Origin of the sequence: Arenibacter sp. F20364, from assembly GCF_023015905.1 — a bacterium.
Lineage (GTDB): Bacteria > Bacteroidota > Bacteroidia > Flavobacteriales > Flavobacteriaceae > Arenibacter.
In genome coordinates this window covers 118,778-144,894 of sequence record NZ_JALKBD010000008.1, presented here as the reverse complement: position 1 = coordinate 144,894, position 26,117 = coordinate 118,778, and the positions used below count along the sequence as shown (strand labels likewise).

The window sequence follows — 26,117 nt, the reverse complement described above, 5'->3', positions numbered from 1 at the left end:
GGAATTTTATCTACCTTCGAATTATATAGTGTTGTGTTTTTTAACCTGAAAAAATCATACCCCTGAAAAGGAACTGAAACCGCCATCTATTTCGTAGATACTACCAGTAACAAAGGAAGAGGCATCACTGAGAAGATAATGTACCATTCCGTTAAGTTCGGATGCATCCCCAAAACGTCCCATAGGGGTATTGGAAATTATTTTATCCCCCCTATCCGTAAAGGAACCGTCCTCCTTGGTTAAAAGTCTTCTATTCTGATTTCCAATAAAAAAACCAGGAGCAATGGCATTCACCCTAATCTTATCACTGAATTTAGAGGCTAGCTCATTGGCCATCCACTTCGTAAAAATATCCACTCCGGCCTTGGCCATAGAATAACCCAATACTCTTGAAATGGTCTGTTTTGCCGCCATAGATGAAATGTTTACTATTGATCCATACCCTTGTTTTGCCATAATTTCACTTAGAACTATAGTTGGAATTACGGTGCCGAACAAATTTATATCCACTACTTTTTGGGTATCTCCCAACTCAATATCGTAAATCGTCTGATCTGGTTTTAAAGTGGCTCCCGGAATGTTACCCCCCGCCAAATTTACCAGTCCGTCCAATCTCTTAAACTTAGTGATTATAGTATTTTTTAATTCCTTTAATTGCCTTTCGTCCATCACATCCAATACGAACAAATGTGCACTGTCAGGGGCAATCGCATTTAGTTCCTTGCATTTTTCCTCCAATTTGTCAAGTGATCTGCCCAAAAGCAATGTTTTGGCTCCGTTTTCTACAAGATACTTGGCAATTGACCCTCCCAAAGTACCAGTTGCTCCGGATAAAGCATATATTTTATCTTCAATCGAAAAAAGTTTACTCATCAATTCTAATTTTATTATTCCATTTCAACAAAGCCCAAATATAATACATGGGGACCATAATAATCACAATATCTAATATTTACGCTAGGTAAAATACACAAAGGTTCACATAGCTACGCAAATCCCGATAAGTCCTAAAGCTAAATGTACTCCCTATTTTTTGGCCATTTTATAACCTTCAATCGTCGTATAATATTTGGTAATCATATTGGGTACCTCCCAGTTGGGCAATTTACCATCTTCCAGATAACGCAAATAATTTCGGGTTACTTGGGCAAAATGTGCCTCATGACCTATTTTAAATTCTTCTGGAATATTGATCTTCCACATGTCTTCTGATACTTTTTCCGCTTTAGTTCCCGCAAATTTGGAGTTTATATGCTGTTCTATTGCATCAGCCATGACATTATCAAAATTTTCCCCTCCCTTGGATTTGATATATAAGGTTGGCTTATAATTTTCCTCCTCACCCTGTTTAATGATAAGGTCACTTTTTGTCCCCCTCATAATACTATAATGGGTATCCCCTGTACCTTCAGGAGCTTCATAATTCCATATCACAGAAACTTTGGCATACTTGTCCTTAATTTTATATAGCATTTCCCCATTGCAATACACCTTAAGTTGATCACCTTCCACATCCTTTTGAAGGTAGTCGGGAAAACTGTCCAGTCCGGTTACCCTTGAAAATTCTTCCAAGGTCAACACCGTTGGCCAACGCTTTGCTTCCACCATTTCTACATCCGTACGGTCAATAATCTTGTCCGGAAAAAGTTCCCATTGCACTAAATCTACCAAGTGGGTGGTTACATCTACAATTCCCTCACCTTCTTCATTAACATCAAAAAACCATGCCGGCCTTACCAATGGTTGGCCTGAAACGTACTTGAAGAAATGATGTACACTTTCTTTTATAATGGCCGGTTCTTCCGCGCTTCCCTCCAGCACTTGACCAAAGATCTCCGGCAACATGGAAAACTGCCTTTGCATTCCGGTCGTAACCTCAAAACGCTCTGTCATAATATCATAGATCATGACCCCTTTTTCATTTGCTATTTTGAAGGCCTCCTCCAATTTCTGGAATCCCTCTGGGTTGATCACCAATGGTTTATCGGCATAAACGTTTAACCCAGCTTTTACTGCAGCCAAAATATAGTCTATCTTCTTGGAGTTTTTTCCTGCCACAACCATGACATTGCCAGGTTTTTGGGCAATCATTTCTTCTAAATAATCAGCGCCAAAATAACTATCCACCTTCCAATGTGTAGGGTTTTCGGATCTGGTATTATAGGATTCAATTTTGTTCAAAAAATCATTTACTTCCGGCCCTTCAGGGGCAAAAACATAGATGGTGGAATCCACCCCCTTATACATCGTTTTTTGAACCAGAGCAGCATGAAAATGTCCTGGGTCCAAGGTCATTAGTCTAACTTGCCCTGGATTATCGTCCATAGTGGATTTCACTTCTTTTTTACTTTCCCCGCAACCTAGACATAAGACTGCCAATAGGGCTAAAACATTATACTTCATTTATTGGATTTATTACGGATAATAACAAGCCCTCCATTGTTCAACCTATTATTGACCAAAGGAGGGATTATTTTTTACAATGTTAAATATATAACATGTTTACTAAACTTTCACAAAGTCGGTACCATAAGGCTTTCTTTGTTCCCTGTGCAACATGGCGTTGGCTTCATCATCGTTAATAAACATTTCCTTCTCGTTGTCCCATTCCAATTTTCTATCAAATTGCATGGCGATATCACTGATCAAACAAGTTACGCAGGCCTTGTGTCCTTTTTCAATGGGTGAAATCGGAGCTTTCCTTGTTTTAATGCAATCCAACCAGTTACCGTGTTGATCATCGATCTTCTCCAAATGGGTCTCGTTATCTCCGATTACCGATTCCAATATTTTAGGATCCGAGGCATTAAGGGCTTTGGCGCTCTTTTCCTGATCCACAGGATCGGAGGCTGAAGCTTGATAAGCCCCACGCGATACAAAGATCCATCCGTCCGTACCCTCATAACGTATTCCGTTGGTATAACCTCCACTGGTATACACTGTAATATCGTTGTCGTATTCGTGTTTCACAAAGAAATCACCATGCACGTTCCAGAGACCCGATTTTGGAAACTCTGCCAAAGCCTCTACGGATTTTGGTCCCGTTAGCTCCGTATCCATTCCCCATGCTGCGGAATCATAATGGTGCTGTCCCCAACCTGTTATCATACCTGCTCCATAGCTTCTAAGACGAAGCCAGCCCGGCCTACTATAGCCCTGCTGTGGATGAACACCTATTTCGGTATAGGGAACTTCTGGTGTTGACCCCAACCACATGTCAAAGTTTAAATTTTTAGGAACCGGCATTGCTGGTGCTTCAGGTCCTGCCGGATCCCCTGGAAGCCCAATTTTCACCGTATGGATTTTACCTATGCGGCCATTTCTTACCAGCTCGGCAGCTACCCTAAATTGGGGCATGGCCCTCTGCTGGGTTCCCACCTGCAGAATAACGCCCGTTTTCTGAACGGCATCGCGCAACTGCTGGCCTTCCCTTACCGTAAGGGAGGTTGGCTTTTGAAGGTATATATCCTTTCCGGCCAAGGCAGCTTCCATAGCCGGCTGGGAATGCCAGTGGTCCGGGGTACTAATAACCACCGCATCAATGTCCTTATTAAGTAACATTTCACGATAGTCGTCGTAGATTTTGGTGTCCATATATTTATCCTTCCCTGTCTTCTCCTTATAGAACTTGTCTACCAATACCTTGGCATCGGCAGCCCTATTGGAATCCAGGTCACAAACGGCAATATAACGGGATTGGTCAAATCTGATAGTATCGTGAATATCATGATCACGGGCAATTCTTCCACAACCAATTTGCCCGATATTGATCTTATTGCTCGGTGCATTTTTTCCAAATACGCTTGCCGGTACTATGGTTGGAAATCCAACTACGGCCGCGGTGGTCAATAAGGAGTTATTAATGAACTTTCTTCTTTGCATCTTTTTTGGTTTTAAATTACAAATTATTTGGCTGAAAACCTGGGTATTCACCCCTGTCCTCGGGTTTATTCTATTACAATTCTAGGCATTTCTGCAAAACTCTTCCAATAAGATTCAGCTTCCTCGGCAGTAAGTTTGCCATCAAAAACCACCATTCTATACTTTAATCGATAATCTTTATCAGGTTCTATTTTCCATTCTTCATGTCGAATTGGACAAAACTCGAAAAACATATCTCCCCTTCCTCCGTTGCCATCAATAGGCCAAACACGCATTGGTTCCGGATGAGCTCTATTCTCCGGGTAACTCAAAAACAAAACACCATTGGTACCCTTGCCGTCCGCCGATTCTCCGGTAACCATACACCAACGGGCGTTGGTCCCATCGGCCGTAAGGCGATCGTTGCCTTCAGAGGTAAGCACTGTACAATTATCCTTGTGCCAACGTTCGGTAAACCGCATCCCAAGACCACCTCCATATCGATATGCTTCAAAAAGAATACCGTTTTCCAGTGGCGAATTAAAATTGGATGTATAATCTACCATATACCTATCTGGGCGGCCCAGGTCCCACACCTTCACCTCCAAGTCCTCGTTCAACGCTATGCGTTTATCCATGGAAGCATTTAGGTTGATATGCTCTTGACGGGCACTAAAACCACCATATACGGCTCCAGAATTAGTGTCGTTAAAATCCTTAAAAAGGACCGTTCCCTGTTGCTCCACCAAATTCCAAAAATCTACCCTTTCACCTTCTATTTGGGTATGTGTCCATGGTCCCCAAATACCATAATGATGATAATGATCAGGGGGTTGAATACGGCTAATGGTATCACCGGAAGGAGAAAGTAAAGGGTGAATATACCCGGATTTTTTGAAAATGGAATCTACTCCCTGTGGAGGATAGGTCATACCGTACCTATAAGTAAGTAAGGGCACATTAGCTTTCAACAATTGTAGATTCCCATTGTTCTTTTCCATTTTTATGCCACCCGAGCCCTCGTTGAAACTCGCTTTCCTTACTATTTCATAAGCACCTTCATGGCTAGAGTCGTAAACAAACCAGAGCGTTTTTTTATCGTTATCAATTTGAAATGGAATCTGTTCCCCGTTAGAGGTCAACGCCAAATTATCTTGGCCGTTCATATCTTCGAGCCCTATGGCTTCCACTTTTAATGAAATTGGCGAAGATTGAAAAATTCCATCATCCTCCACTATTTTGAAACTATACTTCTCGTTATCATTACAGGATATTAGGAAAACTAAAAAACATGCGAAGAGAATATGTCTCATTAAAATAGGTTTGGATGATGAAATTTACAAAAAACTAATTAACTCAATTCAACTAATATTATTCAGGGATAGTGGTCAAGGGCGGAATGTTATTCTGCGCACCCGGATATCCTTCGTTTTGGTTTATTACCCCTTGGGTATTGGCATTTATCGCCGAGGCCGGAATTGGCCATAGCACGTGATATGGACTCATGGTATATTCATCTCCGTGAATAGTTTTTACACCTTTGTTGTAAAAGTCCGTAACCTCCATTATCCGATCGTACCAAAAATTATCCGTAGAGAAATTAGCCAAACTGTAGGTCTTACCATTATAGGCTGTTTTACCGGTCTTTGCAAAAATGTAAGCAATACGCGTCAGTTCTGTTTTCCTATTCTCCTCATAATACAATTCCCGTGCACGTTCGTCCAAAATGTAGTCTATATCCACATCTGCAGCCGTAATCTCATCGGCCTCTGCCCTTCTTCTAACCACATTAATGTCCTCAGCGGCAAGCCCTAAATTTCCTTTCCAAAAGTATGCCTCAGCCCTTAAGAGATAGGTTTCAGCCACACGGTACACATACCAATCGCCATGCCCTCCGGCCGGTTTTACATTCAGGGGATCCGGAACAAAAAATTTGTAATGTGGAAAACCATACCAGTTTCTTATGGTATCCGAACATAGCGGAGTCCCATTGGGCAAATAAAGCTCCAGATTTTTCCCGTAATAGGAATTTCCAGAACTTTGCAAACTAGGTGCATTGTAAACCAAATCCTCCATATCATACCAATTGCCCAATTTGTGACGTTGATCGTTATTGGCATTTTTCCATACCTCTTTGGTGCTGTAATGTGTACCTCTATTTCTACCTATTCCCCTGCCAATGGCAGTCACCTGATCTATATCTATCCCAGGGGCATCGGACATTCCGTTCTGACCATCTGGTGTGTTGATAAACCGCCACCAAAGGGGCACCGCTTGTCTTTGGATACTTGTACCACCAGCATAATCCCCATTATCCTCATATCCCAATCGATCTATAACCACCAATATTCCTTCAGTATTTCCAGGGATACTTTTGTTTTCCACACGGTGCAAATCCCAAGTAACATCTTTTGATGCGTTACCGGCATCTATCCCAAACCGATCCGTGGTTAAAGTATGCGTACTACCTTCGATTATTTGGGAAGAAGATGCTATGGCAGCATCAAAATCACCGAGGGCAAGATTAACCTTGGTCAACAAATGCAAAACTGCATCCCTATTAATATCACCATTGTTTGCCACTTCATTTACCAAGGGGACAGCTATATTAAGATCTTCCTGCATTTTTCTAAGAATGGTCTCCCTGGCTGTAGAAACAAAGTCTAACCTAGCCGAGGTAATCTCCTCCAAGATCAAAGGAATATCCCCAAACTGCTGTGTCAATCTGTAGTATCGATAAGCCCTATGAAAAAGGGCACGACCTAAAATATCATTTTTTTGAGCATCACTTTCAAAGGTAGCATCATCCAATCTTCCTATTACGGTATTGGCATACTTGATGCCTTTGTAGAATTCCTCCCAAAACCATCCAATTCGATTAAAATTGGCAGAGTTTAGATTGGCATCCGGTAGTATTAAAAGATTTAAATCCTGGGCAGGACCTGATTTATCCGTTGTACCTTCTACCGAAACTTCGGAAAAGATGTTCTCAGTAATCATTGGAGCCCCATCTCCATAGTACTCTGCCCTCAAATTCCTCATTGCTTGGGACAAAAGACTATTTAATCCTTCCGGAGTATCCAAGGCGTTAGTTGGTGTAAAGAATGATTGCGGATCGGCATCCAAAAATTCTTCCTCACAACCCGTGAGGGTTATGGCAACAATTAGGGTAAAGCTTAAAAAGGCTTTTCGATAGTTGTATATTATATTTCTCATTGCTATTATTTTTTTATTAAAGACTTAAATCAATTCCAAAGGTGAAAAACCTGGGTGTCGGCAAACTCGAATCGTTGGTACCGTTAGAATTTCTTCCATCAATATTAGTAGGTTCCGGATCGTAAAAGTCCCAATGCGGTGCATAAACGGCCACATTTCTAGCGTTTGCATATAACCTAAGACTTTGTAATGACAACTTTTCAAGAATAGATTTCGGAAACCTATAAGCCACTGTAATATTACTCAACCTAATAAACGAAGCATCCCTCCAAATGGCAAAGTTGGAACTACCATCACTTGAAAACAATCTGGCATAATCATTTATAGGATTGTCAGGAGTCCAGTATGGTGTTTGAATAGAATTGGTACGGTCTATAAAACCATTTCTGTTTTTTGCTTCATTAAATATTCTTTTTTGCCCCCAATTGGAATAAACCTCAAAGGAAAAATCGAAATTCTTCAACATGGTAAACCTGTTGGACATGGCCCAACTGAATCGCGGTGATCTATGGCCCTGAAAAACATTATCCTCCACGGTGAAGTCTCCGCTATTATCCACATCCCTAATTTTCCAATCACCGGGAAAAACACCGTATTCGGCAGCTTCAGCGGCCTCATTTGTCTGCCAAATCCCTATGGCTTCCTGACCCCAAATTACATCCGTTGCTTCACCAATAAAGCGTTGATTTGTAATATCGTCCAGTTCCTCCCCATTTTCATCCAGATCACCGTACAATTTCCTGATCTTATTCCTGTTCAATGAGAAATTAAAATTGGTATTCCATTGAAAATTCTCCCTATTGATATTTTCCGTGGCCAGGGTAAACTCCAACCCTTTATTTTCTATCTCCCCCAAATTGGTGGTCACATTATTAAAACCTATAATATTTGGCAATTGTCTTGTAACAATCAGATCATTGGTGATATTCTGGTAGGCCTCAATGGAACCTTCAACAATTCCGTTGGCCAAACTAAAGTCCAATCCTAAATTGGTCGCCTTGGTACGTTCCCATCTTAACTCGGTATTTTCTTGGGTTCCGTTATCAAAAGTTGGCACGGTTATAACATTTCCACCGGCATCAACATTTAGATATTTATTGGCATTAAGCCTGGATAAGGCCGTAAACCTACCTATATCACGGTTCCCATTTTCCCCGTAAGACAATCTAAGTTTAAGGAAGTTAACAAATTCAGAATTAAAAAAAGATTCATTGGAAATGGTCCAAGCCCCCGCGATGGATGGGAAATATGCTCGCTTATTGGTTTCTCCAAAAGCGGAATATCCATCCCTACGCATTGTCAGGGTAAGCAGATAACGGGAATCATAATTATAGTTCAATCGTGTCATTACGGCATCACCCGTACTGGTTTCATCCTCACTGTCCACAGTTTGCACAGTACCTAATTCCAAAGCACTATAACCTAAGGCATCACTGGGCTCAAAGGTATTTGCCCTAGACCGGGTGAAATAACTTTGATATTTTTCGCCGTACACCAAAAACATCAAATTAAAAGAATGCTTGTCAATGGTCTTGTCCCAACGCAAAATGTTGTCCAACTGCCATTCATTTATCTTGGTCACTTGTCTAACGGCTGATCCTACCACGTTCTGTGGACTAGCTGCCAGGGCATGGTTGTAATACTCCTGGAATTCCAGACGGTTGGTATAGCCCAATTCATAAGAAAAGCCCAATGGCAACTTCACCTTGGCATAAACCCTTGAATTAAATGTATGATCCAAGTCTATACGATCATTAAATTTCTGGCCTAAAAATGCATTAACGGCACCAGCTCCATTATCGTCCTGAGGGCTTAGACGGATATTCCCCTCATCATCGAATTCGGATCCCCAAGGCGAGGACCTTTCGATTTGGCCGCGATCTGCGGCAATAAAACCTTCATTACGCTTGGCAAATTGGGTATTCATCCCAACCGTTAACCAATCGGTTATTTTGGCATCCAAATTTAAGCGCGAACGTAAAGCTTCAAACTTTTCACCATCCACAATACCTTCGTTGGAAGTACGGCCAATGGACCAATAGTAGTTCAACCCACCATTTCGTCCGGATATACTTGTGTTGATATCGTTACGAAATCCAGTCTGCATAATTCGGTCGTACCAGTTAATACTGTTACCGGCCAAATAGTTTTCTATTTCCACATCCTGAAATCCGATCCTATTTAACCAAGCCCTTGTAGGGTCTCCGGCAGACCCGTCATAGGCCAACCACTGATCCAAAGTCACCCCTGCCGGTAAATTATTGGGGTTGTTATATCTTCCTGGATCATCTATGGTATTCTGGGGATTAATACTTTTAAATACTTCGGTTCTCCAGTCTGCATAACCCTGGGCATCATAAGGTCTTTCCTAATAGGCATCCGTTGCTATCCCAACACTGGTATTAATATTAATCGTCGGCTTATCGCTAGTACCCCTTTTGGTGGTAACTAAAATTACCCCACTGGCACCCCTTGCTCCATATACCGCTGCGGAACTGGCATCCTTCATTACATCCAGTTTATCGATATCCGATGGAGCAATATCGGATAGGTCTCCGTTATAAATCATTCCGTCCACTACAATCAATGGACTGGAACCCGCAGAAAGACTATTGTTCCCACGAATCCTAATCTGGCTGGTGCCTTTTGGGGAGGCAGAAAGTCCGATACTAAGACCAGCAACATTACCTCTCAACACATCGGTAACCGAGTTCGTAGATTGATCGGAAAGCGCATCGGCATCCACTTGTGAAATAGCCCCGGTAAGATCTTTCTTCTTCACGGCACCGTAGCCAACAAGCACCACTTCATCCAAGGTAGAAGCCGTGGCCTGCATAGTGACATTTATTACAGAATCACCATTTATGGGCACTTCTTGGGTTTCGAAGCCAACATAACTAATAGTCAATGTGGCGTTCGGATTGTCCACCTCAAAGCTAAAGTTCCCATCAAAATCGGAAACCACGCCGTTGGTCGTTCCCTTTTCAACAATGGATGCACCAGGCAAGGGAAGGCCCAGATCATCAATCACGGTTCCCGAAACCGTGAAGCCATCTTGCGCATAGACAGAAGCCGAAAATAAGGTGCACAGCAGCGTCATAAGTATTAGAGCGCTGCACCTAACTTTTTTAAATAAATTTCTCATACATAATTTTTTAAAGTTGGTAGTTATTGAATTTAAGTAACACCGTGATGAGTCAAATCACAGCTTTATTCCGAACAAATCTAATTAATTGCATTTTATTACGCAACCGATTGCGTAATAAATATTGCCTTATTTCACAACTAATCTTCAAAATGTGCAATTTATACCTATAATTATTACTTATTCTATATTTTTTGATGAAATTATCATTGTAATTTTAATTAATACATTTTATTATGTAATATTGTTTCGAAACCCGTGCAACAATTTTCAGGGATGAACCCATGAGCAAAAAAATAACCATATACGATCTGGCCAAAACGCTAGGTGTTTCGGCCGGAACGGTAAGCCGGAGTCTTAACGACCATCCATCCATAAGTCAAAAAACCAAGCAAAAGGTTATTGCCATGGCTAATGAGTTGGGCTATAAGACCAATAAATTTGCGGTAAACCTCAGCAAACAAAAATCCAATACCATAGGGGTAATAGTCCCCAAACTCAATTCCATATTTATGTCCACCGTATTGGCTGGAATAGAAAAAACAGTCAATGAGGCCGGCTACAATTTGATTATCAGTCAGTCTTTGGAGTCCATGGAAAAGGAGAAACTAAATGCAAAAACGCTCTACGATAGCGGAGTAGATGCTCTCTTGGTATCTTTGGCCTACGACACTTCCAATTTTGACCACTTTGCGCATTACATTCGCAACAAAATCCCCCTTATTTTTATTGACAGGGTACACAATTTACCTAATTGTTCCACGATAATCATCAATAACAGGCTGGCCGGATTTGAAGCTACGGAACATTTAATAGCCTTAGGCTGCAAAAACTTACTTTACGTTGGGGGAAACATAAAACGTAACGTATATTTGGACAGGTTGGAAGGATTTAAGGAGGCTATGGCAAAACACCAACTGGATTTTGACCAGACCCATTTCTTGGAAACCGATCTAAGTCCGGATGACGTGGATTCCGTGATTCAGTATATAAGAAATATGGAAAATCCGGTAGACGGCCTTTTTGTGTCAAGTGATAACTTTGCCGCCCATATCATGAAGGCATTAAAAAGAGAGAATTATAAAATTCCACAGGACATAAAAATAGTCGGTTTTAACAATGACCCGATATCGGATTTGGTTACCCCTACTTTAACCACCATAAATTACCCTGGATATGAAATGGGAGTTTTGGCCGGACAAAGCGTAATAAGTCAGCTAAATGGGAGTATCAACCTGCAGCCCGCCAACTCCATAAACCTTAGACATCAATTAATAAAGAGAGAATCCACATTTAAATAATTATTTTCAATGAATAAAGCAGTTTACACCCTACTAACATTTCTTTTTGTTAGCTCAACTTTCGCCCAAGGTCTAAAAGAATTTCCAATAACCGAACAATGGCTCGCCAAAATAGAATCTTTGGCTCCGTCCACCCCAACAGTTAGGGCGGATGTAAAAAAAATCCTTGTTTTTTCCCAGCATACCGGGTTTTACCACTGGACAATTCCGCATAACGACGAAATGCTTAAAATTTTAGCCAGAAAATCGGGTGCTTTTGAGGTTACCATTGCCCGGGATATTGATAGCTTCGACGCAAAGAATTTAAAACAGTACGATGCCGTAATTCTAAACAATTCCAACCCAGCGGGTCCAAAACGCGACCTATTCTGGGATCTATTAAAGAAGAACAGCAGTTTGGACGATAATACTATTGCCAGTATGGCGGCAGAATATGAAGAAAATCTCATGAATTATGTGACCAAAGGAGGCGGATTAATGATAATGCATGGGGCTATCACCGTTCAAAACAATTCCGTTAAATTCAGCAAAATGGTCGGTGGCAGTTTTGACTACCATCCAAAACAACAGGAAATGCACTTAAAAGAGGTCAATACCGACCATCCTATGGTACAAGCATTCAAAGGCAAGGGGTTCACCCACGTCGATGAACCTTATTTTTTTAACAATGCCTATTCCGATTACAATTTTAGACCTCTCCTATATATTGAGGCCGATAAATTGGAAGGTGTTAAAAAGGAGGTCAGCGATAACACCATCTATGTAGCCTGGATAAAGCGATATGGCAAGGGAAGGGTTTTCTACAGTTCCCCATCGCATAATGCACAAAGCATGGAAAATCCGGATTTACTTCAATTTTTCTTGGATGGAATACAGTATGTAGTGGGAGATCTTAAATGTGACGACAGTCCCATTGGGAAACTGTAATACATTTCTTATCCCTAATGGTCTATACAAAAAATGCGCATCTGAAACGATGCGCATTTTTTGTATAAACCCTAAATCGAGTGCTTTTGAATAGCCTTATTTATTAAAATCGAAAAAGTTTTTGGCGTTATAGTAGGATATATCGGATACAATTTTTCCCAATAATTTTTCATCTGCCGGCAACTCACCGTTTACAACATCATTCCCTATTAGGTTGCACAAGATCCTTCTAAAGTATTCATGCCTAGGAAAAGACAAAAAGCTTCTAGAATCTGTCAACATTCCCACAAAACAGCTTAACAGCCCCATATTGGACAGGGTGTTCATCTGCTTCTCCATTCCGTCCTTTTGATCTAGGAACCACCATCCAGAACCAAACTGAACCTTTCCCCTAACGCTACCATCATTAAAATTACCCACCATGGTCGCTATTACTTCATTATCGGAGGGGTTAAGGTTGTATATTACGGTTTTGGCAAGTTGATCCGTTCCGTCCAATTCATTTAAGAAACCGCTCAACGCACGTGCCTGTGAAAAATCACCTATAGAATCGAACCCGGTATCAGGACCCAATTTGGACAACAACCTCTTATTATTGTCCCGAATAGCTCCTATATGGAATTGTTGCACCCATCCTTTTTTGTGATAACATCTTCCCAAAAATAGCAACACTTGTGCCTTGAAATATTGGACTTCTTCCACAACAAGAGTTTTACCATCCAAAGCTTTTTTAAACAAACTTTCGGCATTATAGGTACCTTCCTTAAAATAATAGAGTTGTTCCAATCCATGATCCGCAAGCCTACCGCCCTGTTCATGAAAATAGTTTATCCTATTTTCCAAGGCGGCCAATAAGTCGTTATAGGACTCTATATTCATGTTGGACGCCTCGCCCAATTTCTGCAAATAGGCAACATAAGTCCCTCCCTGTTCTATGGCAAAGGTCTTATCTGGACGGAATGTCGGAAAAACTTTTGGCGAAATCCCTTTTTGCTTAAGGCTTTTATGAAACTGAAGGGGGTCTATAGATTCGTCCGTAGTACATAAAGACTCTACATTTTGCTGTTGCAAAAGTCCCAAGGTGTGGTGGGAAGTTTGCTGCAGCATTGCCGAAGTATGTTCATATATTTCCTCTGCATTATCCGGCCCCAACAATTCCTGAACCCCAAAATAACGCTGCAATTCCAAATGGGTCCAATGATACAAAGGGTTTCTCACTGTATAGGGCACAGTTTCCGCCCATTTCAAAAATTTTTCTCTGTCGGTTGCATTCCCGGTTATAAAATGCTCATCTATCCCAAAAGCGCGCATGGCACGCCATTTATAGTGGTCTCCTGCCAACCAAGCTTGACTGATATTCCCGAAAACCCTGTTATCATCAATTTCTTGGGGAGGCAGGTGGTTGTGATAGTCTATAATGGGCAATTTTTTTGCAAAATTGTGATATAAAGTTTTCGCAAAATCACTCTGCAATAGGAAATCATCATTTATGAAAGTCTTCATCTTACTACCGAATTTATTTTTAATTCTTAATATACCTAATATTTCCCTAAAGGTAGTTCTACTATCTAAGGTTATTTTCCAATACGTTCATACAATTCCTCTTCGGTATACTCCATACCGTCCTTTGAATTAACATTCCGTAGCTCCTTAATCTTTTCCGGCTTTAAACCTTTTGGTTGAATTGAAAATGCATTGGTCACATAGGATATTATATCCGAGATGTCCTTATCGGAAAGATTTTTATTATACTTAAGTCCAGGCATTTGATGATTATTATCATAAACTTCACCATTAATTTTGAGAGGACCTTTAAGGCCGTGAAGAATAATAAGCCCCAGTTGCTCCAAATGGGTAGAAATATACTCGGACCCTACCAGAGGTGGTGCCAATCCGTGAATACCCTCTCCGCTGCTAGAATGACAGGAGGCGCATATTTGTCGAAAAAGTATGGCTCCATTGGTCCTAGAATCTGCCCTAGCAACCCTAGTAGAATAAATATAATTGGGTTTATCATTTTTTTGCCGATCGAAACTTTCCGACGTCAATACGCTTAGGTCAGTATTTTTTAGGTCCGCCATCTGATCAACCTGCATCTTTAAAGCGGACATGACCCCTTCGGAACCACTTAGGATTGCCTCTTGAACTATAACATTATTACTGTACTTAAGGGACAAATCGTATATGAAAGGAAAAAACACTTCTTTATCCTCAGTGGCCCAGATTCCCAGAGTTGTGGAAAGATAAAGATCCAACATGGGTTCATTCCTTTTTATTAGGTCAGCAAAAAGAACCTTTGCCTTGGGAACATTTATTTCTGAAGCGAAATCCTCTAAAAGGACAATGGCATGTGATGCGACTTCCAGTCCCTCATTTTGGGCCAGTTGCTGCAGGAAGTCGAACGTAAGAGCATTTAGCCCTTTTAAGGTATATAGCGCGTGTATTTGTGCCAAAGGACTTTTATTGTCCAAAGCCATTGATTCGAGTTCAGGTAAAACACCCTTATCATTTTTATGTATCAAATATTGCTGTGCCTTATCTCGGATCCATCCGTTGGAATCTTTTAACGACGCCAACAATTGTGGTGCGGAAAAAGCCTCCAGATCCGGAATATCCCTCGCCGGTTTGTCTTTGCTCCGTACTCGTAATATCCTTCCGTAATCAAGTATGGTGTCCAATTTTTTCTCTGCTGATATCTTCTTCAAATAAGGGCTCAAAAATGCATAATGCTGAATTACACCACGGTGCATATCCACAACATACATGTTTCCATCGGGCCCATTGAATAAATTCACTGGCCGGAAACCTTCATCCGTAGAGGCCAAAAACTCTTTTCCTTGATACGCCTGTTTAGCTTCAACCCGATCCCCATAAAAGGTTAGGATGTTTCTTTTTATCAAATTGGCCTCAGGAATGCAAACAAAGACATTTTGATCATAATCACTGGGGAACATTCCTCCCCTGTATACCAATGGCCCGCAGGCCGCTGTGACATTAACCAACAGACTGTCCTGGTTTAAAACCCCTTCTTCATAACCCCGGTTCACAGAAGCAGTATGCAAGGAATATACGCGTTGATCTTCTGTCAAAGTTTCATCCACTCCCTTTTTGGGAACAAAATATTTATTACGGACCAAACGATTGGGCAGTATGTGATCCCCTAATAACTGGGTGGAATTATTATTGTAATAAAGCCTTCCAAAATTATCATGGGAGATACCCCACTGTCCTCGCTGCGTAGTAGGCTCCTTTTTCCAGACACCATCCTTGCGCTGATATCTAAAATTGGATTTGGCATTGTAGATCCAGTTGTCCAAATTCATCATTAAACCATTGGGCTGATGTTCAGGATTTCCCACAGTAGCATAAAGCGAATCTACCAATACCCGGTTTCCCGGTCTATCATTCTCAATTTCAACAAACCAAAGATTAGGGGATTCCGCATATAGTAAGCCCCCATAAACAAGGGCCAACGCCCTTGGCATTACCAAACTATCCAAAAACGTTTCGGCGTGATCCATAATTCCGTCATTATCACGATCTTCCAATATTTTAATGGACCCGCTAGGCAAATCTTCGCCATCCCCCTCCAAATTAAGCATGAATCCGTTCATTTCAGCTACCCAAATACGCCCTTTAGAATCAAAATCTATAGCCACAGGAGCTGTCAAAAGAGGTTCGGACGCTACCATTTCCAGTTCAAAACCTTCTTCTACCTTATAATCTTCTAATGAAATCTGTGGTTCATGGAAGGAGGGTTTACATGATAAAACGATAAGCGAAATGGAAAGGGATAAACAAAATGATAATCTCATTAATAGTAGTAGTTTGTATTCTGAAATTTTGACAAGGCCACTAAATTAATACAGAGGCATTTAAAATACTAATGGATTAATATAAATTTGACAAAATACGTACAAATAGAACAATAAAATGTTTTATTCCTACATTATTACTTTCTACCACAACCCTTGGAACAAACTCCAATTTATAATAAAGAAGGGCAATACTATTTACCTCTCCTCCAGCAGCATATGCTTATAGCCATAACATTCCCTGAAGAACCTAGTCCTCCAATTCCTTTAGCAATTCCATAATTTTCCTATCGGTTAAGGGTTTGGCTACAAAATCACTTACTATATCATACTCTTTGGCCCGTTCAATATCCCTAAAATCTATGGATGAGCTCAAAATATAAACCCTCGTGCCTTGCACCTTTGGCAGTTTACTAAACTCATCCAAAAACTCCCAGCCATCCATTATGGGCATGTTCAAATCCAAAAATATTACCTCTGGCAGTCCTTCTCCAGATTCAAGTAGAGGAATTATTACCTCTAGGGCTTCTTTCCCGTTTTGACAGACAATAATACTGGAGGCAAAGCCATTATTTCTCAAAAGAACTTTTGAGCCGAAAACAAAAATAGGGTCATCATCTATAATACAGGCAGTATTGACACTCATTCACTATAAAATTTATGTTGTCCTCTTATCCTTATGGCAAAAACAAGACAATCTTTTTACCCTATAGAATAAATTGGTTTCTAATATAATGAATATTTCTTCATTATTCAATCTTACAACTAATAACAAATTGTTATTACAAAAAAGAAAGTCTTTTTTAATTTGGCCAAAAGTACTGCAGACTTTTTCCGAAGCAATTAATCCCTGTTAAATAACCCTAAAATAAGTAGTAAACTTTGTCCCCACATTTACCTCACTTTCAACCTCAATTTTACCGCCCATGGTCTCAATTTGGTTTTTACTGATAAAAAGCCCTATACCCCTTGATTCAGGGTGATTGTGAAAAGTTTTATACATTCCAAATAGCTTGGAACCATATCGCTTCAAATCAATCCCAAGGCCATTGTCGGCAACACTTAAATAAGCGTATTGGCCCTTAATCCCACTGCTTATTTCTAGCTCCACCCTCCTATCGGGAGATCGATATTTAATAGCGTTCGTAATTAAATTAAGGATAATACTTTCCAAATAGGCATGTACGGCCAGAACATTAATAGTAGATTCTACCTCTAATTGAATTTTTGCATTGTTTTTCTTTACAAAGTGATCAATCGTCTTTAAAGCCTTCTGAACATTTTTTAATAAATTTTGGGAGCTCAGGGTAGAACTGACTTTTGAATTTATCTCAACAATCTCATTTAACTGGTAGATGGTTTCGTTCATATTATCCGAAACCACCTTAATATTGCGGTAGTATTCATTCTCAATTATTTTGGGATCATCCTGTAATGCCAAATCCAAAAGCATGGAAATATTACTGGTATGGGATCTTAAATTATGCGATACGATATGCGCAAAATTTATTAGGCGGTTATTATGTTCCGTAAGATTCTCTGTCAATTGCTTCTTGTCAGAAATATCCTGAATCTGAGCCACAAGATGGGTAAACTGACCCTCATCGTTTTTAACTGCTGCTATGGCCGCATTTACCCATACATGGCCACCACTTTTGTGCACGCAACGTTTTTCCAACTTAAACGACCCTTTTTCCCCACTTTGTATTTCCTCCAACATGCCCTCAAGCCTATCTATATCCTCTGGATGAGCCAAATCAAAAATTGTTTTTTTTACAATTTCCTTCTCTGCATACCCTAGTATTTCACAAATTCTGGGATTTGCTGCCCGTAATCTTCCCTTCAAATCAATAACCAACATTCCTATGGCCGCATGTTTAAAAGACCTTCTATACTCCTCTTCCTTGATCGCCAACTCTTTTGTTGCCTTTGTCTTCTCGTCTATGTCCTGGAAAAAACCGTAAAGTCGGGTACAGACTCCATCCACCATTTCCGGAATTCCAATCGTTCTGGACCAAAACACCCTTTGGCTCGTAGTCACCACTTGAAGTTCAATATCAAATCCTTCACCCTTTTCAATGGCAGTCGCTATAACTTCTTTTATTGTAGCCCGATGTTGCCCTTCATTAAAATATAGATAAACCTCCTCTAAGGTCGGGATGTAATCTTCTGGAACACCCACCATTTTCTTTATGGTAGGACTCCAATGAACAGTATTGGTTATAAAATCCAGCTCCCAGATTCCAATGCGTACAGCATCATTGATACGCCGTATAATATCTGCATTATGGGCCAATAAAAGTTCATTTTTCTTACGCTCGGTTACATCCTGAACCTGGGATACAAAATGAATGATATTCCCTTGATCATTATGTATGGCGGACATAGATATGTTGGCCCAAATTATGGAACCATTTTTATGGTGGAACCTGTGCTCCAAATTAATATATTTATGCTTGCCTTGAAATAATTCCTCAATAAGCGATCTGTTTAACTTTAAGTCCTCCTCATGGGCAATATTAGCAAGATCCAAAGATTGTAATTCAGCCTCACTGTAGCCAAAAATATTGCAAAAACTCTTGTTTGCTCTTAACAGTTTATTTTCACCATCTATCAGCGCCATACCCATAACCGCATGGTTAAAGGTCTGTCTAAACTGCTCCTCCCGAATCCTGATTTCTAGCTGAACTTTTTTAATTTGATCAATATCCTGTATAAGTCCGTACAACTTTGCACACTCGTTGCCCCGGTGCTCTGAAACACCTATAACCCTGACCCATTTAACCTTTCCGTTCTGCGTTTTTAATTGCAATTGTTCATCAAATTCCATGGGGTTTTCCATAGCCTGTGAAACAACTGTTTTTATGCGTTCACGACTTTCACCCTGCAAATAAAAATCTATACCAGCTTCCAATGTTGGCCTATAATCTTCTGACACCTCGTGTATTTGCCTATTAACTTTACTCCAAAAAATATTATTTTCCTTTAGATCAACTTCACAATATCCAATTTTTGCAGTTTCACTTGAGCGTTCAAGAAGATCTTTATACTTCTTCAACAATATTTCATTGACTTTACGATCGGTTATATCATAATGAATTCCGGACACAATTTCAGGAAGGTCGTTTGCACCATACCGGGTGATCTCTCCACGACTTAAGACCCACACCAAATGCCCCATTTTATGGAGCATTCTAAATTCTATCTCATAAATTCCTTTCTCCTTAACATGTTTTTCAAGGGTTCTGTTTATTTGGTCAACATCTTCTGGATGAACAAGGCTCAAAAAAGTATCGTAAGTCAATGGATCCAATTCATCCAAGGTATAACCAATAATGTCAGCCCACTTATCATTACATACCACACTACCAGAAATAAGATTGCCTTCCCAAATCCCTAGATTGGCACCTTTTACAACATTCTTAAAGTATTCCTTCTCAACTCTTAACTGCCTTTCCCTTTCTTTATACTTATGTATACAGACGGCCATTCCCATAAGACCTTGACCGTCTCCCGAGTTCTCGGATACCATATTCCCCCTAAGATTGAACCACAAGGAATGCCCCTTTTGGTGATTTATTCTTACTTCTACGTTAAATGGGAAAGTGGCTTTATTGGTGATATGCTTTTGACAGGCATCTTGCATGATCATTATATCATCACTATGAACCAAGGACAAAAAATCGATTGTAATAGGGTCCTGCCCCGTCTTTGGGGAAAAGCCGAGAAATTGGGATAGTTTATTACTTATACCACCAGCTTCTGGATTATTTATGTTCCAAAACCATAAGCCGTCCATTAAACTTTCCTCGGAAAAACTGAAAAAATTACGTTCTTTTTTCAGTAGATCGTCAAATGCATTTTGCAACACAGTATTATTGTTTCTCGGCATAAAGACCTCCCCAAATTAAAGTATAAACATCATTAAACATTCTCTACACGATAAAATTACATTGAACTTTAGCGTGAAAGACTTACAAACTTATTTCATCTTAACTTGAACAAATATTACATGGTCTTGTACATGCCATTCGTTCCCTATCAAATCGCAACTATGAAGGAGAGGGGGGAATACCTTGAAGTCGTAACATATTTACGTATTGCTGTCGCCCCAATATATTATGGCCACAAGCATTGTACGGTTAAACATAACCGAAAGAACCGTAAAATAAAAACGATTTCAAAACTGAAAACTTATATTTTACCTAAAATTTTAATCAATTTAATGAATTTTCTGCAATTACGCTTCCAACTATCTTATATTGAGCTTACTAAAAATGAAATATAAAGCACTTCATAAAAATGGTCAAATAATCAATTGGATCAACCTAAAGCCAATATTTCTTATAGCTTAAAGACCATAAAGATACTTATAGGGCACAAAAGAAAATTTTGTATAAAAGTGAACATTCCCAAAATATGGAACACCTTCATAAACAACCCTTAAATGTCCCCTTTATATTTCCAATTGTCCTTTAGAATCTTATTTATGCGGAATTCCTACTCGCATTAATATTTCCATATAAGGACCTAATTACTATTTTTTCATATAGCTCCTTATATTCTGTATCCCTGCTCATTTGCTGGAGGGCAAACTGTTGAATGACCAATAAGGGCAATACAATATTTTCCCTAATTTTAACCGATTCACGCGAAACCGACTCTTTCTCCATCAAAACCTTGGAATCTGAAATAAGTAATAACATTTCTTTGGAAAGCAAATATTCCTCATATAGAATGTTCCAGAAATCACCATATTCCTTATCATCCTTCATATAACTGGTAAGTTCAAAATAACACTTGGCAAGGGACATCATACTATTGAGCATCAGCGCTTTAAACAACGGAACTTCTTTGAATAGATTTTTCAAATCGTCCAATTTTCCTTGATCCTTTAAAATCTTAATAGCAGTTCCGATACCAAAATAGCCTGGGACATTCTGTTTAAGCTGACTCCAAGAACCTACAAATGAAATAGCTCTTAAATCCGTGAGCTCCAGTTTTTTCTTATGCCCCCTTTTTCCTGGCCTACTTCCAATATTTGCCTTTTGGTAATATTTTAGGGTACTCTTGTTTTCCAAATAAGCAATAAACTTGTCATGTTGTTTTAAAGCATCGTATTTCTCGAAACTTAGATCCGACAAGGCTTCCATTAGTTCTCTTGATTCCTTTGAAATAACATTCTCTTTTCCAAACAAATTATTGGAAAGGCCTGCTGTCAATAATTGCTCAGAATTGTGGATAAACTGCTCCTTAGTCCCATAAGTACTGGTTATGGTCTGCCCCTGAATGGTTAATTGAATTTCATTATTGGCAATATCTTTCGTTTGTGCAGCGTAAAACCTATGGGTTTTTCCTCCTCCACGTGCCGGTGGTCCTCCACGACCATCAAAAAATATAGCCTTAATATCATTCTGATCACATACAGCGGAAAGTTTCTCCTTGGTTTTGAATATTTCCCAATTCGCTTTTACATATCCACCGTCCTTGGTACCATCTGAAAACCCTAACATTATGGTCTGCTTATTCTGGCGTTGGCCCACATGTTTTATATACTCCGGAATGTCAAACAGTTCATTCATCGTATTTTCAGAACTTTCCATTCCTTTCATGGTTTCGAACAACGGAATAATATCGAAGGTTATCTTATCAGATTCCCAACCGCACCATCTAAAAAGACCATACACAAAAAGCACGGAAAAAACATCCTCGGAATTACTTATAACATAACGGTTACATCCCTCTTCGCCATTTTTCTCCTGAATACCCCTTAATTGTAGAATATTCTGTATGGTTTCCTTTACTATATCCTCGTCATAGTTCTGCACTTGTAGATCGATGTCCTTATGGAGTAGAATATCTATTAATTCCTGTTTATCCAATTCCCCAATATTTTCTGAAACAAATCCATTCGCCTTTAGAATAGCTTCAACCACTTGTGTGTGTACACTATGGTCTTGCCTAATATCCAAGGTGGCAAAATGTGTCCTAAAAATTTTTACCTTATCTATAAGTTGGTCCAAATCCTTTAGGTAAAGCTTGTGGTATTTTTCAACCAGCACCGACCTAATTTCCAGAAGGGGTTCAATAATTTCGTCGTAGCGCAGTATCTTGCTAGCATCGAACATAGTATTGTACAAGCGCCCCCTTAAATTGGAAATCACATCTTGAAGATCCCTAAAGGTCAATTTTTGTTGCAAATTTTTTACATCGTGATAGTAACATTTCATTAAGGTAATTCGCAACTCATCAGCAACATCCTTGGTAATATTGGATGTAACAAAAGGGTTCCCATCCCTATCCCCTCCGGGCCAGAACCCTAATTTCATGATATTGTGATTGTTGAAATCCATATTGCCAATATTATCCTTGATATAGGCATATAATTCCCCAACAGCATCATAATACACATTTCTTAGAATATAAATTATGTTTTTTGCCTCATCCAAAGGAGTGGGCTTTTTGGCATTGATCAAAGAGGTTAGCCCCAATTGCTGAAGCACCAGATCAATGTCATTGATTTTGTTTTCTAAAATTAGACTCCGTAAATTACTTATGATATCCAAGACTGCCGGAGTATAAAACTGTGTGGGGTGTGCCGTTAAAACAATACGGGCACTGAATGTAGACAGTTTTTCCGATATTTGGTCCCAACTTTTATTTTTGTCCACCAACTGAAAATAATCCCCAATAGTCAGGGAACTACTGTGTTTCTGAAGCTTTGGGAAAGCAGCATCCTCAACACTGTCATACAATACCACCTGTCTTTCTACATACTGAATAATCCTGAACATAAAATCTATCCTATCCTTTTCCGAATCTATATTGGCGTAGTTTTGAAAAAAAGCATCCAAAATTTCCTGCGGATTCTTCCCTGATTTCAATCCCTTTTCGGACTGATGCAGTAGTAGAGGAATGAGCATTCCTACATTTTCAATATTTTGGTACGGTAAATTGAGGAACAAGCTATTGTATATATTAAACTTGTTCTGGACCGATTTTTTAAATTCGTCTAATCTCTCTGATTGAAGCATACTTCTCTAATTACATTCTACATAAACATCCCCTATAAAAATAGGAACATGAATTTCAAACCTTAAATATCGGCATATTTTTAGATTTGAAAGAGGAATTATGTGCCAAACATCAAAATTTATTGGGGACACCTCATAATCAACAGACTTCACAACAAAAATTTCCATAGCGGAAGCTAACAAGGTACATTTACAGTGTAATAAAAAAAAGTAATTTTTTCATTTTCATATAGTGTTCTCGTAAAAGAGCTTTGTCGGACTGGCAAGGCTCTTTTTAGTTTGGGCTAGTTAACACCTATTTTGTCACAAAAAAAATTATTTAAGATTTCCTTGACCTATAAATACGTCTTCAATTATTTCCATAATGGGATTTATGCAAACCTTTGCATATATAAATATCACCCTATCTTTCCCATTATCAATATTTTATTGTTTTTTTGATAAGGACCTTCTCCCATTATCTTTTATGATTCCCTAAAAGTTTAAGCTTATTGATCAACTACATGAAAACAAATAAGAAATTATTGTACACCCTCCTTCCATTAATATTATGGACCACAATTTTACCTGCCCAAAATAAAATTGAAGTTGATTACGTAAACCCACTTATTGGCACACCATCTGCCGGTTTTATGGAAGGCAGGGACGGTGGCGGTACTATGCCCTGTGTGGGAACCCCATTTGCTATGACCAATTTTGTAGCCCAGACACGTGAGAACAAGATAAGTGAAATGCCATACGTTTATGAGGACAATACCATTCAAGGTTTTATGGCAACACATCAACCCACGGTATGGATGGGCGATTATGGTTACGTATCCGTTATGCCTCAGCTGGGTAAACTAAAGCTTCTCCCCAAAGACAGGGCCCTTCCCTTTAACCATAAAGAGGAGATATCAAAACCGAATTACTACAGTGTTTCCATGGGCAATAAGGGACAAAAAATAAAAGGAGAAATAGCAGCTGCCTCTCGCTGTGGCATCTTTCAATTTACCTTTCCAAAATCGGATGAATCCCATATCATTATCCAGGGGATCAATATTACCGAAAACAAGAAGGCTTTTCACGGTTATATCAATATTGATGAAAATAAAAAGGAGATTACGGGGTATAACCCAGAACGCATGTCTTCCCATTTGGGACCTGAGCTTAAAAACTTTAAGGGCTACTTTATAATTCAATTCGACAAATCCTTTGAACGTTTTGGAACATGGAATTCTTTTAGAACCGAACCGGACATTATTGAAATGGGCAGAGAACAGACCGGCGCAAGAATGGGTGGATATATCAGTTTTAAAACAGAAAAAAACGAAAAGGTCAAGGTTAAAATTGCCACTTCCTTTATAAGTTTGGAACAGGCCCGAGAAAATTTATCCAAGGAAATACCGGATTGGGACTTTAACGCAGTAGTGAAAAACACCAAGGACATTTGGCAGGAAAATCTATCAAGAATAACCGTTAATGGGGCTACCGAAGATCAAAAAAGTATTTTCTATACCGCCTTATTCCACACCATGTTGTTCCCTAGAGAGTTTTCCGAGTACGGACGCTACTACAGTCCGTTCGATGACAAGGTCCATGAAGGGGTTTCTTATAACGACTACTCCCTTTGGGATACTTTTAGGGCTCTGCATCCCCTATTACATTTTACACATCCCGAAAGGGTAAGCCCCATGGTTCAGTCATTATTGCAGATGTACCAGGAAGGAGGCTGGTTGCCAAAATGGCCTAATCCCACCTATACCAATATCATGACTGGCACCCATGCCGATGCCGTAATTGCAGATGCTTATATAAAGGGCTTTAGGGATTACGACCTGAATCTAGCTTACGAAGCTGTTAGAAAAAATGCAATGCACCCGCCTTACAGAGACACAGAAAAGGCTTGGGGAGATAGGGATGAAGGTACCTTATATGAGGCCAGGGGCGGACTCACCTATTATCATTCCTTAGGATATGTAGCTGCGGATAAAACTAGGGAATCCGTTACTAGAACTATCGAGTTTGGAATTGATGATTATAGTATTGCCCAAATGGCCAAGGACCTGGGAAAAATGGAAGACTATGAGCGATTAATGGGATGGAGCAAGAATTACAAAAACCTCTACAACAAGGAAACGGGATTCTTAAACGCCCGATTGTACAATGGGGATTGGGACAAAAATGAACAAGAAGGTTTTACCGAAGGAGGTAGATGGACCTATTTATTCGGCGCCATGCACGATATTGAAGGAAGCATTGAACTCTTTGGCGGAAAGGAAAAGTTTGCTGCCAAATTAAATGAAAACTTTGATGGGCAGCACTACAGGCACGATAACGAACCTGGGCATCACTATGCCTACCTATTTAACTATGCCGGGCAACCCTGGAAAACCCAAGAGCTTATACGTAAGCATACCTCAACCATAAATTATAGGAATCATCCTCTGGGAATCAACGGAAACGATGATTGCGGACAAATGTCGGCCTGGTATGTTTTTGGAGTTATGGGATTTTATCCAGTCACCCCCGGAACCGAAATTTTTGCCATTGGAGCACCACAATTTCCCGAATTCACCCTCAGATTACTCAAGGATGGAGTACCAAAATCCTTTAAAATAATTGCCAACAACCTTTCTGAAACCAACAAATACATTCAATCGCTTACTTTGGATGGAAAGGTGGTAGAGGAACCCTTTATTACCTATACCCAAATAATGAACGGTAATGTCCTCGAATTTGAAATGGGAAACAGTCCAAACCCAACTGCCTTCAAAAACAATTAGAAACGGAAGTAGCCTTATTTAAATTTTTAAATATTCCAAAAAGTACAAAGAGG

15 protein-coding genes are annotated in these 26,117 nt (G+C 39.7%); 3 read left to right on the top strand and 12 right to left on the bottom strand.

From position 1 onward, the window contains the following. Nucleotides 1-54: 54 nt before the first annotated feature. The 7 genes from MWU84_RS08650 to MWU84_RS08620 all read right to left on the bottom strand — a co-directional run bounded on the left by MWU84_RS08650 (nucleotide 55) and on the right by MWU84_RS08620 (nucleotide 10,222). Nucleotides 55-873 carry an SDR family oxidoreductase gene (locus MWU84_RS08650; RefSeq protein WP_246900665.1) on the bottom strand — a complete coding sequence of 273 codons (819 nt, stop codon included), beginning with the start codon at nucleotides 871-873 and terminating at the stop codon, nucleotides 55-57. Nucleotides 874-1,026: 153 nt separating this feature from the next. Next, complete coding sequence (locus MWU84_RS08645; RefSeq protein WP_246900663.1) at nucleotides 1,027-2,403, bottom strand: putative oxidoreductase C-terminal domain-containing protein; 1,377 nt, start codon at nucleotides 2,401-2,403, stop codon at nucleotides 1,027-1,029. Between the two features lie 102 nt (nucleotides 2,404-2,505). Beyond that, nucleotides 2,506-3,882 (bottom strand): Gfo/Idh/MocA family oxidoreductase, encoded by a 1,377-nt coding sequence (locus MWU84_RS08640; protein WP_246900661.1) that lies wholly within the window; start codon nucleotides 3,880-3,882, stop codon nucleotides 2,506-2,508. Between the two features lie 65 nt (nucleotides 3,883-3,947). Further along, the gene (locus MWU84_RS08635) at nucleotides 3,948-5,174 is read right to left on the bottom strand and encodes a PmoA family protein (RefSeq protein ID WP_246900659.1); all 1,227 of its coding nucleotides are present in this window, start codon (nucleotides 5,172-5,174) and stop codon (nucleotides 3,948-3,950) included. 58 nt (nucleotides 5,175-5,232) lie between these two features. Beyond that, the gene (locus tag MWU84_RS08630) at nucleotides 5,233-7,077 is read right to left on the bottom strand and encodes a RagB/SusD family nutrient uptake outer membrane protein (RefSeq protein WP_246900657.1); all 1,845 of its coding nucleotides are present in this window, start codon (nucleotides 7,075-7,077) and stop codon (nucleotides 5,233-5,235) included. A 16-nt stretch (nucleotides 7,078-7,093) separates the two neighbouring features. Further along, on the bottom strand, nucleotides 7,094-9,370 hold the full coding sequence (locus MWU84_RS08625) for a SusC/RagA family TonB-linked outer membrane protein (protein WP_348647858.1): 2,277 nt from the start codon (nucleotides 9,368-9,370) through the stop codon (nucleotides 7,094-7,096). A 75-nt stretch (nucleotides 9,371-9,445) separates the two neighbouring features. Next, nucleotides 9,446-10,222, bottom strand: coding sequence for a carboxypeptidase-like regulatory domain-containing protein (locus MWU84_RS08620; protein ID WP_246900653.1), 777 nt, complete (start codon nucleotides 10,220-10,222; stop codon nucleotides 9,446-9,448). 284 nt (nucleotides 10,223-10,506) lie between these two features. On the opposite strand from MWU84_RS08620, the gene MWU84_RS08615 reads away from it, so the two are divergent. Both MWU84_RS08615 and MWU84_RS08610 read left to right on the top strand, forming a co-directional pair. After that, the gene (locus MWU84_RS08615; RefSeq protein WP_246900651.1) at nucleotides 10,507-11,523 is read left to right on the top strand and encodes a LacI family DNA-binding transcriptional regulator; all 1,017 of its coding nucleotides are present in this window, start codon (nucleotides 10,507-10,509) and stop codon (nucleotides 11,521-11,523) included. A 9-nt stretch (nucleotides 11,524-11,532) separates the two neighbouring features. Continuing rightward, entirely contained in the window at nucleotides 11,533-12,450 is a 918-nt protein-coding gene (locus MWU84_RS08610) for a ThuA domain-containing protein (protein WP_246900649.1), read from the top strand. Between the two features lie 96 nt (nucleotides 12,451-12,546). Here the strand turns inward: MWU84_RS08610 and uxaC are convergent, their stop codons facing one another. The 5 genes from uxaC to MWU84_RS08585 form a co-directional block, all read right to left on the bottom strand. Beyond that, nucleotides 12,547-13,953, bottom strand: coding sequence for a glucuronate isomerase (uxaC, locus tag MWU84_RS08605; protein WP_246900647.1), 1,407 nt, complete (start codon nucleotides 13,951-13,953; stop codon nucleotides 12,547-12,549). A gap of 71 nt (nucleotides 13,954-14,024) precedes the next feature. Continuing rightward, nucleotides 14,025-16,265: a c-type cytochrome gene (locus MWU84_RS08600; protein ID WP_246900645.1), complete on the bottom strand. Its 2,241-nt coding sequence runs from the start codon at nucleotides 16,263-16,265 to the stop codon at nucleotides 14,025-14,027. A 250-nt stretch (nucleotides 16,266-16,515) separates the two neighbouring features. Further along, nucleotides 16,516-16,911 carry a response regulator gene (locus tag MWU84_RS08595; RefSeq protein ID WP_246900643.1) on the bottom strand — a complete coding sequence of 132 codons (396 nt, stop codon included), beginning with the start codon at nucleotides 16,909-16,911 and terminating at the stop codon, nucleotides 16,516-16,518. A gap of 207 nt (nucleotides 16,912-17,118) precedes the next feature. Then, entirely contained in the window at nucleotides 17,119-20,157 is a 3,039-nt protein-coding gene (locus MWU84_RS08590; RefSeq protein ID WP_246900641.1) for a PAS domain S-box protein, read from the bottom strand. A gap of 595 nt (nucleotides 20,158-20,752) precedes the next feature. Further along, the gene (locus tag MWU84_RS08585) at nucleotides 20,753-23,299 is read right to left on the bottom strand and encodes a phosphoenolpyruvate carboxylase (RefSeq protein WP_246900639.1); all 2,547 of its coding nucleotides are present in this window, start codon (nucleotides 23,297-23,299) and stop codon (nucleotides 20,753-20,755) included. Between the two features lie 503 nt (nucleotides 23,300-23,802). Between MWU84_RS08585 and MWU84_RS08580 the strand changes: the two genes are divergently transcribed. After that, a complete protein-coding gene (locus MWU84_RS08580) occupies nucleotides 23,803-26,064 on the top strand; it encodes a GH92 family glycosyl hydrolase (protein WP_246900637.1) in 2,262 nt (753 codons plus the stop codon). The last annotated feature ends 53 nt before the right edge of the window (nucleotides 26,065-26,117 follow it).